Below are 14,456 nucleotides of genomic sequence, written 5' to 3' on the forward strand. Positions count from 1 at the left end.
GTATGACACGGCCGCTGGGGAGGCTCGGGGCAGTGACCGATGAGGACGTGGCGCGGTACCGGCGGCTGCTCGATGTGCACCCCGAAGCGACGATAGCCCTGGTCGAGTCGTTGTGTTGGACGGTGATTCAGCCGCTGACCAAGCCCGTGTCCGTGCCCGAGATAGCGCGCCGCCTGGGCGCAGACCCGGACGAGATCGAGCATCAGACGGTGTGGGGGGATACCCCGGACTGGGCGGTGCATCTTGATCAGGTGGGGTCGGCGGTGGTGATGGTGGAGCGGTTCGGCAGCGAGGGCTCCCGCGACGAGGTGTTGCGGTGGCTGTCCGACGGCGCGATCGTGCACAGCTCCTGGTGGGGTATCAACGCTCGCGGCTCGTTCAGCTACGCCGCCTTCGGCCGGTTGCTCACCCGCCTAGAGGACATCGACGACGACCAGCCCAGCGGCGAGCAGCCGACCGCTCTGGACGAGGATCGCGCCGCGTTGCGCGGGCTCGCCGACGACCTGTTGTCCTCTTCGGCGCAGTTGGCTCTGGTGGAGCGGCGCACCGGGATCCGGCTCGATGCGGCCTGGTTGGACGAGCCGCACCCGATGGTGGTGCTGCGAAGGCCGATCCCCGACGACCCACGCCCACCGGGCATTTTCGCCCCTGAGGACCCGGACCTGGCCGCCCTGCTGTTCATCGCCGGCGAACCTGCCCACCGCACCGCCGTGCGCTGGGTGCTCGGCCTGCTCGCCGACGAGCACGGCCTGCGCGACGAGCCCGTGGTCGGTGCGATTCTTGATGCGCTGACGCACGACTGGCCGACCCGCGAGGCGGCATGGGCAGACATCAGGGTGATGCAGCTGCGGCTACAGGAGGAGGCCAGGACAGGCGCGACGGGCTTCCCCGAGCGCGAGCGGCTGACCCGCCGCTTTTTCGCCGGTCTGGCCTTCGCCGAGACGGTCGGCGCACCGGATGGCCGCTTGGGGCGGCCGGCGACGCTGTATTACGCCAAACAGGCGCTTGGCAAGCGGTGGCCGACGATTCGGGCTGAACTGTGGCGCCGCGCCCGCAGCGAGCGCGGCACTGCCTAGCGCCACGCGCCCAGAATCGATCCCCGCCCGACCCGCCAACCCTTGTGAGGCCGGCCTGCCCAACGGGCGGCGCCGGTACCGTCCGTATCTCGGGCTAATGCCGCTACTCGACGGTGGAGCGCAGGCTCGTGGGCGTTCGCCTCGAAGTCGACCTAAGAGTGGCGGCGCAGGATGGTCTCGGTTTGCTCGTCGGCAGGGAAGAACAGCTCGATTGACAGGTCCGACAGGGTGACGTCCATCGGGGTCCCGAATGTGCTCAGGAGGCTGAACATCGATAGTTCCTCACCGCCGAGCTCCAGCCGCCATGAGAGGACCGGGTCGTCCGCTTCGTCTGAGGAAAGGCGGCCCCAGGTGTGGCGTTCCGGGATGGCGGGCCAGGTCGCGATCTCGTCGGCGAGTGCGGCAAGGCGGGGGTCTTGGGTCCGCACGACGGCCCGATCGAGCCGGCGCAGCAGGTAGGCCGACCATTGCGGGAAGTTTCGGGTACGGCCGGCGAGTCCGGCAGGGTGCAGGGCCATACGGAAAATGTTGATCGGCGCGCCCCTCACGTCCTCAGGAATGCCGGCAACCAGTCGGCGTGCAGCGCGGTTGCTGAGCTGCACATTCCACTGCCGGTCGATTGCGAGGCCGGGGAACGGGTCGTGCGTGTCCAGGAGCGCTTGCACCGAGGCCCGGATGCGGGAAAGCGCCGGCCCGGTGAGCGGCGTCTCCGGATAGCGGGGAGCGTATCCGGCCGCCAGCATCCAGTCGTTGCGCTCGCGCAGCGGCAGGTCCAGATGCTCGGCGATCTTCATCAGCAAGCCGACACTCGGCTTCGACTTGCCCAGTTCGACGAAGCTCAGGTGGCGGGGTGAGATGCCGATCTCGTGCGCCAGGTCCATCTGGCTGCGCCGAGCCAGCCCCCGCTGCCGGCGGATCAGGTGTCCGACGTCCGCAGCTGTCACGAGACGCACGATAGCCGGGCGGCACGCGTCGAAACGAGTACCTGCCAGGTATTCGCATCTGCGTCCCCCCAGCGGGCAGGATGGCGACACCCCCAAAGCTCGGGACAAACCAAGAATGCCCCTCTTCGACACCACGCAACGGCCCCGGCCTGCAGATACGGGGCGGGGTGCCCTGAGTGTCGCGCAGTCGCATTCACCCGAACCTGGGCAGCTATTGAAAGAATCGGCATCAAAAGAAAAAGGTGCACCGGTGACCGCCACTGTCCTTCAGCTGCTACGTGACCGCATGCAAGAAGCAAGCATTCCCGGACAACGCAGCGACGACGCGCGCCTGGTACTACTGATCGAAGGCGGCAGCTCCCGTGGCGCCTACTCGAGCGGAATGACAATCGCCGTCGAACAACTCGGGCTGCTACCACTGTTCGACGCCGTCTACGGCAGCTCCGCGGGAGCGCTGAATGCAGCGTGGCTGCTGTGCGGTCGCGCGGCAAGCAGCAAGCACGCCTGGTGGGATCCGATCATCATGCGGACGACCATCAACCCAAGGCGTGCACTGCGCCGGCTGCCGATCGTGGACACTCGTTTCCTTGTCCACACGGTGTACACCGAGATCTTGCCGATGGGGTTCCAGGAGATCCTGGACAGCGCGGTTGAATTCCACCCGATCGCCACAGACGCGCTCACAGGCCAGGCCATTGATCTGCACGGACAGATCCGTGACCGATCCAGCTTGCAGGCCGCGCTGCGCGCGTCGACTGCAATGCCGCTTCTCGCAGGCGAACCGATCGAGATCGACGGGCGACCGTTCGTTGACGCCGGGCTGAGCGAGGCGGTCCCGGTACGGACAGCACTCGCCCAGAAGGCCACCCATATCGTTGCGCTGCGTACTCGACGCACGGATGAGGTTGCGTCAGCTCCGTCCCGCGCCGAGCGCCTGGTGATGTCGCGATGGTTCGCCCGACGCGCACCGGGAGCCACCGAGACGTGGCTGCGCCGCGAAGCCATCAGAGCGGAGGAAGAGCAGCTCCTGGCGTCCCACCCCTCGACCTTGCAGATCCGCCCACCGATCGGCAGCGCGAAGATCGGCCGTACCGAGCGACGCCCACACCTGCTTCGCGCAGCTGTCGACACAGGCTGGCAGGCGGCACTGAACGAACTCCGCTGCGTCGAAGATGCCCCTATGAGGTTCGCCCCGAGGTGACATCGATTCCCGGGGAGGTCCGCATGCTCGACACAGCCCTTGGTACCGGCAAGACCGTGGCCCTGCCCAGCGGGCGGGTCGCCTACGCCGAGCGCGGCTCCGGCCCGCCCGTCGTGTTCGTGCATGGTCTGCTGGTCAACGCCAACCTCTGGCGCAAAGTCGCGCCGGCCATCGCGGACGCCGGCTTTCGCTGCATCGCGCCGAATTGGCCGCTCGGCGCGCACCAGCTGCCCATGCCGGCCGACGCTGACCTGACGCCCTCCGGGGTCGCCACGCTGATCGCGGAGTTCCTCGACGCGCTTGACCTGACTGACGTCACCGTGGTCGCCAACGACACCGGCGGCGCACTCACGCAGATCCTGATGGCCAACCATCCGGAGCGGCTCGGCCGTGTTGTGCTCACCCCGTGCGACGCGTTCGAGTACTTCCTGCCCGAGCCGTTCACCTCGCTACCCGAGCTGGTTCGGCTGCCCGGTGCGGTCTGGCTGGCCAGCCGACTGCTCCGGCCGCCGATGGTGCAGCGCCGGCCGGCTGCATTCGGCTGGCTGGCCAAGCGCGGCATCCCCGCAGAGATCATGGACTCCTACCTACGGCCAATCTACGACAGCCGGCAGATTCGCAGAGACGCCAGGCGGTTCATCGTTGGTGTGCACAACAGGTACACGCTGGCCGCTGCCCAGGCGCTGATCGGATTCAGCAAGCCGGTGTTGTTGGTCCGTGCGCAGGACGATCGGATCTTCCCTGCCCGGCTCTTCGAACGACTCGCGGCAACCCTGCCCGACGCCCGACTGGTCACGGTCGCCGATTCGTATACCTTCGTGTCAGAGGATCAGCCGTCCGAACTGGCCCGGCTGGTCGTGGAGTTCGCTGGCCTGCCGGCTTTCGAACAGCGCCCTCACCACGGACGCGATGAAGACGGCTGACGCGATGGTCAGCACCACGGCCACAGGAGCGATGTGCTCCGTCTGCCACTCGAAATCGCCTGCGGTGATAGCCGTTTGATCGACGCCAAAGATTTCCCACGACGATGGCAGCAGCGAGGCCGGATACCACAGCGGCGCGTATGAATACGGCAGACCAACACCATCGTTGAGCGTCCAGTAACCGGCCCCGTCATAGATCAGCGCACTGTCGACGACGACCGCCACATCGCAGGCAACCAGGGTCGCGACGCACAGCAGCACGACAGCACTCTTGGCGTGCCCCCACCTCGCCAGCCGGCTCGCGACCAATGCGCCCATGCCGAGGAGCGCCGCCCAGACGCTGGCGGTGAGCGCCTCGATCGGCAGGTACTCGGCACGTAGTCCGTGCGCAAATAGCACAACGAGCAGCACTACGACGATCCACAACAGACCGAGCCGCTTGGTCATCGACCAGGTTGAACCCATGCCGCGGAGGCTACCGCAGATCGACTCGGGTCCTGGGCCAGAGACTCTGGCGGCGGGACGGATTCGCCAGCAGAGTCCCGTCAGCTTCCACGGCAGGACCCCGCCGTCTACCGCCTGACGCAGCGTTACCTGCCGGCCATCTGCGTGACCGCGCCGCGCCGCCGCCATCGGCAGAAGGAGGCGGCGAGGGAAAGAGCCGGCGAAGCTCACAACGCCCGCCGCACCTGTGGTTCGCCACTGGTCGACCTGGACGTGTGTCGCGGAACGCTTTGGCGATCCTGAGACGCGGACTTCTCGATCACGATGGAGATCTACAGCCAAGTCTCGTCCAAGGCCACCCGGGAAGCCCTGCGGAAGCTCGGCCAGAGCCCGGATCAAATGAGCCGTTGCTGTATCTCGCTGCAATACAAGATCAGAAATGGCCACCCGGAAGATTCCGAATGGCCTCTGACCTGCGTCGGGACGGCCGGATTCGAACCGACGACCCCTTGACCCCCAGTCAAGTGCGCTACCAAGCTGCGCCACGTCCCGATGCTCCCGCGCGATCTCCCCGCGACAGCCGGTACAGCTTAGCGCAGCATCTCCCCCTCGTCCGCACAGGCCCCACTCGTCCCGCCGGCTGGCGCGGCGCCGCACCGGCTCCCGCGCGACCCACCCCACCACCTGTAAAGCGTCCTAGGAGGGTGGGGTGAAAGGGAATGCAGAAGGGCCGGGTGGGATGCGTCCCCCACCCGGCCCTTCGAGGATCGATCAGCCGTGTGCCTTGCCCCGGCCGCCGGGGCCGAGCTTCTTGCGCGGGCGTACCGAGATCTCGATCGGGCTGCCCTCGAAGCCGAACTCCTCGCGCAGCTTGCGCTCGACGAAGCGCTGGTAGCCGGCGTCGATCGGCCCGGTGGTGAAGAGCACGAAGCGCGGCGGCGCCACCCCGGCCTGGGTGGCGAAGAGAATCCGCGGCGCCCGTCCGCCTCGCACCGGGTGCGGGGTGGCCTGCACCAGCGCGGTCAGCCACTGGTTGAGCTGCGCGGTCGGTACCCGGGTCTCCCAGCTGGCAAGGGCCTTGCGCAGCGCCGGTGCCAGCTTGTCCACCGCCCGGCCGGTCATCGCCGACAGGTTGAGCCGGAGCGCCCAGGGGATGCGGCGCAGCTCCCGGTCGATCTCCTTGTCCAGGTAGTACCGACGGTCGGCGTCGACCATGTCCCACTTGTTGAAGGCGATCACCAGGGCCCGGCCGGCCTCGGTCACCATGGTCAGGATCCGCTGGTCCTGCTCGCTGATCGGCTCGCTGGAGTCGAGCAGCACCACGGCCACCTCGGCCGCCTCGATCGCCGCGGCGGTGCGCAGGCTGGCGTAGTACTCGGTGCCGCTGGCCTTGCCGACCCGCTTGCGCAGCCCGGCGGTGTCCACCAGGTGCCAGGTCTCCCCGCCGATCTGCACCAGGCTGTCGACCGGGTCGACGGTGGTGCCGGCGACCGAGTCGACCACCGCCCGCTCCTCGCCGGAGAACCGGTTGAGCAGGCTGGACTTGCCCACGTTCGGCCGGCCGACCAGCGCCACCCGGCGCGGTCCGCGCGGGCGGTTCTCCACGATCGGCGGGGCGTCGGGCAGCGCGTCCAGGATCGCGTCAAGCAGCTCGCCGGAACCACGCCCGTGCAGCGCCGACACCGGGTGCGGCTCACCCAGTCCGAGCGACCAGAGCGAGGTGGCCTCCATCTCGATCGCGGTGTTGTCGGCCTTGTTCGCCACCAGGATGACCGGCTTGGCGCTGCGTCGCAGCATCTTCACCGCGGCCTCGTCCACGTCGGTCGAACCGATCACCGCGTCGACCACGAAGAGCACCACGTCGGCGGTGACCACCGCCGCCTCGGCCTGCGCGGCGATCGCCGCCGCCCGGTCCTTCGCGTCCGGCTCCCAACCGCCGGTGTCCACCACGGTGAACGCCCGGCCGGACCACTGCGCGTCGTACGGCACCCGGTCCCGGGTCACCCCGGGGACGTCCTCGACGACCGCCTGCCGGCGGCCGATGATCCGGTTGACCAGTGTCGACTTGCCCACGTTGGGCCGGCCGACCACGGCCACCACCGGCTGCGGACCGGACTGCTCCTCAACTTCCACGTCGGGTTCGCGCAACTCGACCCAACCACCAGGCTCGCTCATGCCACTCCCCGCTCGGTGAGCAGGTCGCGCAGCTGCTGGACGACCTCGTCGATGCCCAGCTCGGTGGTGTCCAGCACGACCGCGTCCGCGGCCTGCTGCAACGGCGAGACCTTGCGGGTCGAGTCGAGCCGGTCCCGGCGGGCCAGGTCGGCGGCGGTGGCCGCCGCGTCGGCGGCGTCCTCGGCGCTGCGGCGGGCGGCGCGGGCCAGCTCGGAGGCGGTCAGGTAGACCTTCAGGTCGGCGTCCGGCGCCACCACGGCACCGATGTCCCGGCCCTCGACCACGATCCGGCCGGCGTTGACGATCATTTCCTGCTGGCGGGCGACCAGCAGCGCCCGCACGGCGGGCACCGCGGCCACGGCGGAGACCGACGCGGTCACCTCGGGCCCACGGATCTCGGCGTCCACGCTGACGCCGTCGGCGGTCACCCCGTACCCCTGGGGGTCGGTGCCGATGCGCAGGTCCACCTCACCGGCGACCTTGGCCACCGCCTCGGCGTCGGTCAGGTCGACCCCGGAACGCAGCACCGCCCAGGTGATCGCCCGGTACATCGCCCCGGTGTCCAGGTAGCGGGCACCGATGCCGGCGGCGAGCCGCCGCGAGACGGTGGACTTCCCCGAACCGGACGGCCCGTCCACAGCGACCACGCATCGCCCGGCCCGTACGTTTTCCTCCACCGTCGTCCTCCTCAGCCCGTACCTCACGGATCGCCGGCCTTCCGGCGCCGCAAGCGGATGTCCCTCGTCAATGATGCCCGCCGCCCCCACGGGGCGCGCGCGACGCCGCCGGGCGCGACCCGCGCCACCGGCGCGGCCGTCGCCCGGCCGCTGCGAGCCTACCGGCAGCCGTACCCCCGTCCGACGGGGTCAGTCACCCACCGCCTTGAACAGGGCGGCGACTTCGGCGTTGGTGAGCCGCCGGGTCCGCCCGGCGCGCAGGTCACCGAGGCGGATCGGCCCGATCGAGGTACGGATCAGCCGGGAGACCGGGTGGCCGACCTCGGCCAGCAGTCGCCGGACGATGTGTTTGCGCCCCTCGTGCAGGGTCAGCTCCACCTGGGCGGTCCGTCCCAGCGTGTCCACCACCTTGAACGCGTCGACGGACACCGGGCCGTCCTCCAGCTCGACGCCGGCCATCAGCCGCTTGCCAAGGTTGCGGGGAATCGGACCCGCCACCTCACAGAGGTACGTCTTGGGCATCCCGTAGGAGGGGTGCATCAGCCGGTGCGCCAGGTTGCCGTCGTTGGTGAGCAGCAGCAGGCCCTCGCTGTCCGCGTCGAGCCGACCGACGTGGTAGACCCGCTGCTCGACCCGGTTGCCGATGAAGTCGGCCAGCGCGGTGCGGCCCTTCTCGTCGGCCATGGTCGACACCACCCCGCGCGGCTTGTTCATCGCCAGGTACACCAGGGTGGTGTCAGCGACCAGCCGCTCACCGTCGACGTGGATCACCGCCGTGGCCGGGTCCACCTTGTCGCCGAGCTGCGCGACCCGCCCGTCCACGGTCACCCGCCGCCGGAAGATCAGGTCCTCGCAGGCACGCCGGGAGCCGACGCCGGCGGCGGCGAGCACCTTCTGCAGGCGCTCGGCCCCGTCGGGAGCGGGGGCGTCGGGTCGGGGGGTGCGGTCATCGCGTCGCATCGGTCAGCTCTTCCACATCGTCGGGGAGGAACGGCGCGAGCGGCGGTAGCTCGTCGACCGTATTCAACCCCAGCTTCTCCAAGAACAGGGTGGTGGTCCGGTAGAGGAACGCGCCGCTCTCCGCTTCGGTGCCGCACTCTTCCACCAGTCCGCGAGTGACCAGGGTACGGATCACCCCGTCGCAGTTGACGCCCCGGATCGCGGAGATCCGCGACCGGGTGACCGGCTGCTTGTAGGCGACCACCGCGAGGGTCTCGAGCGCGGCCTGGGTCAGCCGGACCGACTGACCCTCCAAGACAAAGCGCTCGACATAGCTGGCGTATTCCGGCCGGGTGTAGAGACGCCAGCCACCGGCGGCCCGGCGCAGCTCGAAGCCGTGCCCGGAGGCGGTGTAGCCGGCGGAGATGTCGTCCAACATCGCGCCGACCCGCTCGGGCGACTGCTCAAGGACCTGGGCCAGGGTCAGCTCGCTGACCGGTTCGTCCACCACCAGCAGGATCGCCTCCAACGCCCCGCGCAGCTCGGCGTCGTCGAGCACCGGCGCGGGCGCCGGCTCCGGCGCCGCCCGCCGCCGCCCGGTCCCCTGCCGGACCGGCCCGCCCGGGGTGTTGCCGGCTCGCCCCACCTCCGCCTGCTCGGCCGCGACCGCCTCGGGCGTGACCTGCTGAGCCGTGACCTGCCCCACCTCGGCCTGCTCGGACGCGACCGGCCCCGCCTCGGGCCGCGGCTCGGCAGCCGGCCCCGCCTCGGGCTGCGGTGCCTCAGCCGGCCCCGCCTCGGGCCGCGGTACGGCAGCCGGCTCCGCCTCGGGCCGCTCTCCCCCGGGCTCCCCCGGGAACTCGCCGACGTCCGCCGCCTCGGGGTCGGGGTCCCCCGAGATCTTGGCGGATCCCAGCGCCTCCAGGGGCCGGTCGGTGCCAAGATCTGCGGGGGCCCCGGTCGGCGGCGAGGCGGGGCGCTCCCAGGGTGGCACCCAGGCGGCGGCCTGGTCGGCCAGGGAGTCGGGGCGCTCCTCGTTGCTCATCGCGGTCACTCCTCGCTCGTTCCCGCCTCCGGGGATGCCGCCGCCCCGGACACGGTGCTGCCCGACTGCGGGGCAGCGGCGTCCTCCGCCGGCGGCTGCGTCCCGGGGGTCGCCGGCTCGGCGTCGGGTTCGGCCGGGGTGCCGGCGTACTCGTCGATGTGCAGGTCGGTGCCGCCGTCGGCGGGGCCGGTCCAGCGCACGGTCAGCTCGTCCAGGGCCTGCTCCTGCACGAAGGCGACCAGACCTTCCCGGTAGAGCTCCAGCAGCGCCAGGAACCGGGCCACCACCTCGAGGGTCGCCTCGCAGTCGGCGCAGAGCAGCGAGAAGGTGGCGGTGCCTGCTCGGCGCAGCCGCTCGGTGATGATCGCGGCGTGTTCCCGGACGCTGACCCGGACCATGTGCACGTGGGCGATGGAGACCTCGGGCACCGGCTTCGGGGTCAGCGCCTTGATCGCGAGTTTGAGCAGCCGCTGCGGGCCGATGCCGAGGACCAGGTCGGGCAGCGCCTCGGCGTACCGGGGTTCCAGGGTGACCGCCCGGGGATAGCGCCGACCGCCGACCGCCTCCAACTCGGCGATGTGCGCGGCGGCCTCCTTGTACGCCTTGTACTGCAACAGCCGGGCGAAGAGCAGGTCCCGCGCCTCCAGCAGGGCGAGATCGTCCTCGTCCTCGACCTCGGCGGCGGGCAGCAGCCGGGCCGCCTTCAGATCCAGCAGGGTGGCGGCGATGAGCAGGAACTCGCTCGCCTCGTCCAGGTCCCACTGGTCGCCCATCGCCCGGATGTAGGCGATGAACTCGTCGGTGACCCGATGCAGCGCCACCTCGGTGACGTCCAGTTTGTGCTTGCCGATCAGCTGCAGCAGCAGGTCGAACGGGCCGGTGAAGTTCGCCAGCCGGACGGTGAAACCGCCGCCGTCCTGCGGTGTCGCGCCGGGTTCGCCGGCCTGCTCCTGGGCGTCGGTACCGTTCCCGTCGGCCTCCGCGTCCGCCGTCGCACCGGTCCCGGCGGGGCCGGTGGCGCGCGCGGGGAGCGGCTGCTCGGGCGCGGCGGGCGAGTCGAGGGGCGGGGCGGTCACCGCACGACCGTAGTCGACGGGCCGCGACGGCGGGCGCGACGGGGCACCCGGGCCTACCGCTCGGTCTGCGCGGCGATCACCTCGCGGGCCAGCTGGCGGTAGTTGCGGGCGCCGGACGAAGCCGGATCGAGCGTGGTGATCGGGGCACCGGCGACGGTGGACTCGGGGAACTTGACCGTCTTGGTGATCACGGTCTGGTAGACCTTGTCGCCGAACGCCTCCACCACCCGCTGGAGCACCTGCCGGCAGTGGGTGGTGCGGCTGTCGTACATGGTGGCGAGGATGCCCTCGAGCTCCAGGTCGAAGTTGAGCCGCTCGCGGACCTTGTCGATGGTGTCCAGCAGCAGCGCCACCCCGCGCAGGCTGAAGAACTCGCACTCCAGCGGGATGAGCACGCCGTGCGCGACGGTCAGCGCGTTGATGGCCAGCAGGCCCAGCGACGGCTGGCAGTCGATCAGGATGTAGTCGTACTCCTTGCGCACCGAGCGCAGCACCCGGGCCAGGGCCATCTCCCGGGCGACCTCGTTGACCAACTGGATCTCGGCGGCGGAGAGGTCGATGTTGGCCGGCAGCAGGTGCAGCCCGGCCACGTCGGTCTTGATCAGGACGTCCTCGGCGGTGACGTCGTCCTGCATCAGCAGGTTGTAGACCGACAGGTCGAGGTTGTGCGGGTTGACCCCCAGCCCGACCGAGAGCGCGCCCTGCGGGTCGAAGTCGACCAGCAGCACCTTGCGGCCGTATTCGGCCAGCGCGGCGCCCAGGTTGATCGTGGTGGTGGTCTTGCCGACGCCACCCTTCTGGTTCGCCATCGCGATGATCCGCGCCGGCCCGTGCCGGTCGGTGGGCATCGGCTCGGGGATGGGCTTGCGCATCGTGTAGGCGGCCGGATCGGCCGGGCCCAGGTCCGCGCCGAGCGTGGCCTGCTGCTCGCGGAGCTCCGACGTCCAGGTCTCGGCACGGTCACCGTTGCCAGCCATGTCCTCGTTGCCCCCTCCCGACGACCACCCGGCGTCGGAGCCGTCCGACGTCCTTCGCGGCGCCGCTGCGCACCCCGGTTCACCACCCAGGAGGTCCGCGCCGATGCCGACTGTACGCCACCGACCAGCAGGCGGTTCGCTAGCCGCTCGGCGTGTCGGGCGGCGCCCACCGGATCAGCCGACGGCGCCGCCCGCACCGGTGTGGGCCAGCACCCGGATCCGGTGACGACACGGCCGGGTCAGCCGCGGGCGCGGGGGTGCGCGGTGGCGTACACCTCGCGCAGCCGCTCGACGGTGACCAGCGTGTAGACCTGGGTGGTGGTCACCGAGGCGTGCCCGAGCAGTTCCTGCACCACCCGCACGTCCGCGCCGCCGTCGAGCAGGTGGGTGGCGTAGGAGTGGCGCAGCGTGTGCGGGGAGACCGCGGCCGGTCCCTCGACCGGCAGGCCGGCCCGCTGGGCGGCGCGGCGCAGGATCGTCCAGGCGCCCTGCCGGGAGAGCGCGCCGCCGCGGGCGTTGAGGAAGACCGCGGGGGTGCCCCGGCCGGCGGCGGCCAGCGTGGGCCGGGCCCGGACCAGGTAGGCGCGCAGCGCCTCGACCGCGTACCCGCCGATCGGGACCAGGCGGGTGCGCCCGCCCTTGCCGTGCAGCAACACGGTTCCCTCGGCCGGGTCCACATCGTCCACCGCGGCGCCGACCGCCTCGGAGATCCGCGCTCCGGTGCCGTACAGGAACTCCAGCAGCGCCCGGTCGCGCAGCGCGAGCGGCGCTGCCTCGCCGCTCGCGGTGACCGGCCCGGCCGTCTCCACCAACCGGACCACGTCGTCGAGCGGCAGGGCCCGGGGCAGCCGGCGCGGTGGGGTCGGCGGGCGGACGTCCCGGCTCGGGTCGGCGCCGGCCAGTCCCTCGCGCAGGGCGAAGCGGTGCAGGCCGCGGACCGCGCTGGCGGCCCGAGCGGCCGAGGAGACGGCCAGCGGCGGGTGTTCGCCGTCGCCGGCGCGCAGCCGCGCCAGGTGCGACTCGACGACGCCGGCGCCGACCGACGCGAGGTCGGTGACGCCCGCGGCGGCCAGAGTCGCGAGGTAGCGGTCCAGGTCCCGGCGGTACGAGGCGAGGGTGTTCGCGGAGAGGCCCCGCTCCACGGTCAGGTGGTCGAGGTAGCCGCGCACGGCACGACGCAGGGCCGGCGCGGGCTGCACGCCCTCGCCGGCCCCGTCCGTCGTTCCGGTCAGCCCGCCGCCTCTCAGGCCAGCACGTCGGCCAGCGGGAGCACGCCCATGCCGTGCGCCTCGGCGACCGGGCCGTAGGTGACCTGACCGGCGTGGGTGTTCAGACCCAGGGCCAGCGCCGGGTCGCGGCGCAGCGCCTCGCGCCAGCCGTGGTTGGCCAGCTCCAGGGCGTACGGCATGGTGACGTTGGTCAGCGCGTAGGTGCTGGTGTGCGGCACCGCGCCGGGCATGTTCGCCACGCAGTAGAAGATCGAGTTGTGCACCTGGTAGGTCGGGTCGGCGTGCGTGGTGGGACGCGAGTCCTCGAAGCAGCCGCCCTGGTCGATGGAGATGTCCACCAGCACGCTGCCCGGCTTCATCCGGGAGACCAGCTCGTTGGAGATCAGCGTCGGGGCCTTCGCGCCGGGGACCAGCACCGCGCCGATGACCAGGTCCGCGTCGAGCACGGCCCGCTCGATCTCGTACGCGTTGGAGGCGACCGTCTGCAGGTGGCCGCGGTAGATGGCGTCGGCCTGGCGCAGCCGCCCGACGTTCTTGTCCAGCAGCAGCACCTCGGCCTGCAGGCCGAGCGCGATGGCGGCGGCGTTCATGCCGGAGACCCCGGCGCCGATGACCACGGTCTTGGCCGCGTAGACGCCGGAGACGCCGCCCATCAGGATGCCGCGCCCGCCGCCCTGGCGCTGCATGTGGTGCGCGCCGACCTGCGGGGCGAGCCGACCGGCCACCTCGGACATCGGGGCGAGCAGCGGCAGCGAGCGGTCGGGCAGCTCGACGGTCTCGTACGCGATGCCGGTCACCTTGCGGTCGACCAGCGCGTCGGTGCACTCCTTGGACGCGGCCAGGTGCAGGTAGGTGAAGAGCACCTGCCCCTCGCGCATCCGGTGGTACTCCTCGGCCACCGGCTCCTTGACCTTGAGCACCAGCTCCGCGACGTCCCAGACCTCGTCGGCGGTGGGCAGGATCTTCGCGCCGGCGGCGGCGAAGTCGTCGTCGGTGATGCTGGACCCGACCCCGGCGCCGGACTCGACGAAGACCTGGTGACCGCTGCGGGTGAACTCGTTGACGCCCGCCGGCGTGATCGCCACGCGGTACTCGTGGTTCTTGACCTCGCGGGGGATTCCGACCTTCACGATGCAGACACCTCTCTCAGGGGGCTGCGCTCCCCCGACTGCTCGGTGCGCGGCGGCCCCTTTGCCGACGCGGTCCACCGGTCCCGCCGGCGGCAGTCTAGGCGCGCCGCCGGCCCGGGAGGGCCAGCACAGTGGCATCCGGTGCCGGCACGCCCTGACGGAGTGTCAGGCGTGAGCCCGGGCCTGCGGTGGAGGGCGCCTCAGCCGTCAGGACAGTATTCGTCCATTATCGTCCCACTCACGGGGTGCCGCTGCGACAGGACGCCAGTGGATCTATATGGTGTCGCCTCATGACCACTCCTCCTTACCAGCCTGGCTACCCCCAGGGCGTTTCCGACAAGAGCAAGGTCGTCGCGGGCATCCTCGGCATCGTGCTCGGCTCGTTCGGCGTCGGCCGGTTCTACATGGGCCACACCAAGATCGGCGTGCTGCAGCTCGTCGTGACCGTCGTGACCTGCGGCATCGGCGGCCTCTGGGGCTTCATCGACGGCATCCTGATCCTGGTGAACGGCGGCGTCGACGGGCAGGGTCGCCCGCTGCGCGACTGACCTGGCAACACCGAAGGGGCCGTGCGGCGTGCCGCACGGCCCCTTCTCGTCGTCCCCGGATCGCCGCCGTGG

The 14,456-nt window shown here is 71.0% G+C and carries 14 protein-coding genes and 1 tRNA gene; 4 read left to right on the forward strand and 11 right to left on the reverse strand.

From position 1 onward, the window contains the following. The first annotated feature begins 32 nt into the window (after nucleotides 1–32). Complete coding sequence (locus AB0C04_RS31020; RefSeq protein WP_357061687.1) at nucleotides 33–1,076, forward strand: DUF6461 domain-containing protein; 1,044 nt, start codon at nucleotides 33–35, stop codon at nucleotides 1,074–1,076. Between the two features lie 152 nt (nucleotides 1,077–1,228). On the opposite strand, the gene AB0C04_RS31025 is transcribed toward AB0C04_RS31020, so the two are convergent. Continuing rightward, the gene (locus tag AB0C04_RS31025; protein WP_357061690.1) at nucleotides 1,229–2,020 is read right to left on the reverse strand and encodes a helix-turn-helix domain-containing protein; all 792 of its coding nucleotides are present in this window, start codon (nucleotides 2,018–2,020) and stop codon (nucleotides 1,229–1,231) included. Nucleotides 2,021–2,270: 250 nt separating this feature from the next. On the opposite strand from AB0C04_RS31025, the gene AB0C04_RS31030 reads away from it, so the two are divergent. Continuing rightward, nucleotides 2,271–3,221: a patatin family protein gene (locus AB0C04_RS31030; RefSeq protein ID WP_357061693.1), complete on the forward strand. Its 951-nt coding sequence runs from the start codon at nucleotides 2,271–2,273 to the stop codon at nucleotides 3,219–3,221. Nucleotides 3,222–3,244: 23 nt separating this feature from the next. Further along, nucleotides 3,245–4,144, forward strand: a complete 900-nt coding sequence (locus tag AB0C04_RS31035; protein ID WP_357061696.1) for an alpha/beta hydrolase — start codon at nucleotides 3,245–3,247, stop codon at nucleotides 4,142–4,144. On the opposite strand, the gene AB0C04_RS31040 is transcribed toward AB0C04_RS31035, so the two are convergent. From AB0C04_RS31040 to ald, 10 genes are all read right to left on the reverse strand, one after another. Continuing rightward, nucleotides 4,043–4,609, reverse strand: coding sequence for a hypothetical protein (locus AB0C04_RS31040; protein WP_357061698.1), 567 nt, complete (start codon nucleotides 4,607–4,609; stop codon nucleotides 4,043–4,045). The two genes, AB0C04_RS31035 and AB0C04_RS31040, sit on opposite strands and share 102 nt — an antisense overlap. A gap of 457 nt (nucleotides 4,610–5,066) precedes the next feature. Further along, nucleotides 5,067–5,140: transfer RNA gene (locus AB0C04_RS31045), tRNA-Pro, on the reverse strand. A 219-nt stretch (nucleotides 5,141–5,359) separates the two neighbouring features. Further along, nucleotides 5,360–6,763 (reverse strand): ribosome biogenesis GTPase Der, encoded by a 1,404-nt coding sequence (der, locus tag AB0C04_RS31050; protein ID WP_357061700.1) that lies wholly within the window; start codon nucleotides 6,761–6,763, stop codon nucleotides 5,360–5,362. Beyond that, entirely contained in the window at nucleotides 6,760–7,440 is a 681-nt protein-coding gene (cmk, locus tag AB0C04_RS31055) for a (d)CMP kinase (RefSeq protein ID WP_357061703.1), read from the reverse strand. The genes der and cmk overlap by 4 nt, the downstream gene beginning before the upstream one ends. 189 nt (nucleotides 7,441–7,629) lie before the next feature. After that, complete coding sequence (locus AB0C04_RS31060) at nucleotides 7,630–8,400, reverse strand: pseudouridine synthase (RefSeq protein WP_350874544.1); 771 nt, start codon at nucleotides 8,398–8,400, stop codon at nucleotides 7,630–7,632. After that, nucleotides 8,387–9,424, reverse strand: coding sequence for an SMC-Scp complex subunit ScpB (gene scpB / locus AB0C04_RS31065; protein ID WP_357061706.1), 1,038 nt, complete (start codon nucleotides 9,422–9,424; stop codon nucleotides 8,387–8,389). The genes AB0C04_RS31060 and scpB overlap by 14 nt, the downstream gene beginning before the upstream one ends. 5 nt (nucleotides 9,425–9,429) lie before the next feature. Further along, a complete protein-coding gene (locus AB0C04_RS31070; protein WP_357061708.1) occupies nucleotides 9,430–10,500 on the reverse strand; it encodes a ScpA family protein in 1,071 nt (356 codons plus the stop codon). Between the two features lie 53 nt (nucleotides 10,501–10,553). Further along, nucleotides 10,554–11,477, reverse strand: a complete 924-nt coding sequence (locus AB0C04_RS31075; protein WP_357061710.1) for an AAA family ATPase — start codon at nucleotides 11,475–11,477, stop codon at nucleotides 10,554–10,556. A gap of 239 nt (nucleotides 11,478–11,716) precedes the next feature. Further along, nucleotides 11,717–12,676 carry a site-specific tyrosine recombinase XerD gene (locus AB0C04_RS31080; RefSeq protein ID WP_357061712.1) on the reverse strand — a complete coding sequence of 320 codons (960 nt, stop codon included), beginning with the start codon at nucleotides 12,674–12,676 and terminating at the stop codon, nucleotides 11,717–11,719. Between the two features lie 44 nt (nucleotides 12,677–12,720). Next, complete coding sequence (ald, locus tag AB0C04_RS31085) at nucleotides 12,721–13,836, reverse strand: alanine dehydrogenase (RefSeq protein ID WP_357061714.1); 1,116 nt, start codon at nucleotides 13,834–13,836, stop codon at nucleotides 12,721–12,723. Between the two features lie 290 nt (nucleotides 13,837–14,126). Here ald and AB0C04_RS31090 point away from each other — a divergent pair, with 290 nt between their 5' ends. Then, complete coding sequence (locus AB0C04_RS31090) at nucleotides 14,127–14,384, forward strand: TM2 domain-containing protein (RefSeq protein WP_357061717.1); 258 nt, start codon at nucleotides 14,127–14,129, stop codon at nucleotides 14,382–14,384. Nucleotides 14,385–14,456: the final 72 nt, after the last annotated feature.

It is taken from the genome of Micromonospora sp. NPDC048909, assembly GCF_040649635.1.
In the GTDB taxonomy this organism is placed as follows: Bacteria; Actinomycetota; Actinomycetes; order Mycobacteriales; family Micromonosporaceae; genus Micromonospora.

Bases quoted from the DNA above. Each gene is read 5' to 3' on its own strand.
- AB0C04_RS31035 (WP_357061696.1), top strand. From the start codon at position 3,245: ATGCTCGACACAGCCCTTGGTACCGGCAAGACCGTGGCCCTGCCCAGC.
- AB0C04_RS31040 (WP_357061698.1), bottom strand. From the start codon at position 4,609: ATGGGTTCAACCTGGTCGATGACCAAGCGGCTCGGTCTGTTGTGGATC.
- der (WP_357061700.1), bottom strand. From the start codon at position 6,763: ATGAGCGAGCCTGGTGGTTGGGTCGAGTTGCGCGAACCCGACGTGGAA.
- AB0C04_RS31060 (WP_350874544.1), bottom strand. From the start codon at position 8,400: ATGCGACGCGATGACCGCACCCCCCGACCCGACGCCCCCGCTCCCGAC.
- scpB (WP_357061706.1), bottom strand. From the start codon at position 9,424: ATGAGCAACGAGGAGCGCCCCGACTCCCTGGCCGACCAGGCCGCCGCC.
- AB0C04_RS31075 (WP_357061710.1), bottom strand. From the start codon at position 11,477: ATGGCTGGCAACGGTGACCGTGCCGAGACCTGGACGTCGGAGCTCCGC.
- AB0C04_RS31090 (WP_357061717.1), top strand. From the start codon at position 14,127: ATGACCACTCCTCCTTACCAGCCTGGCTACCCCCAGGGCGTTTCCGAC.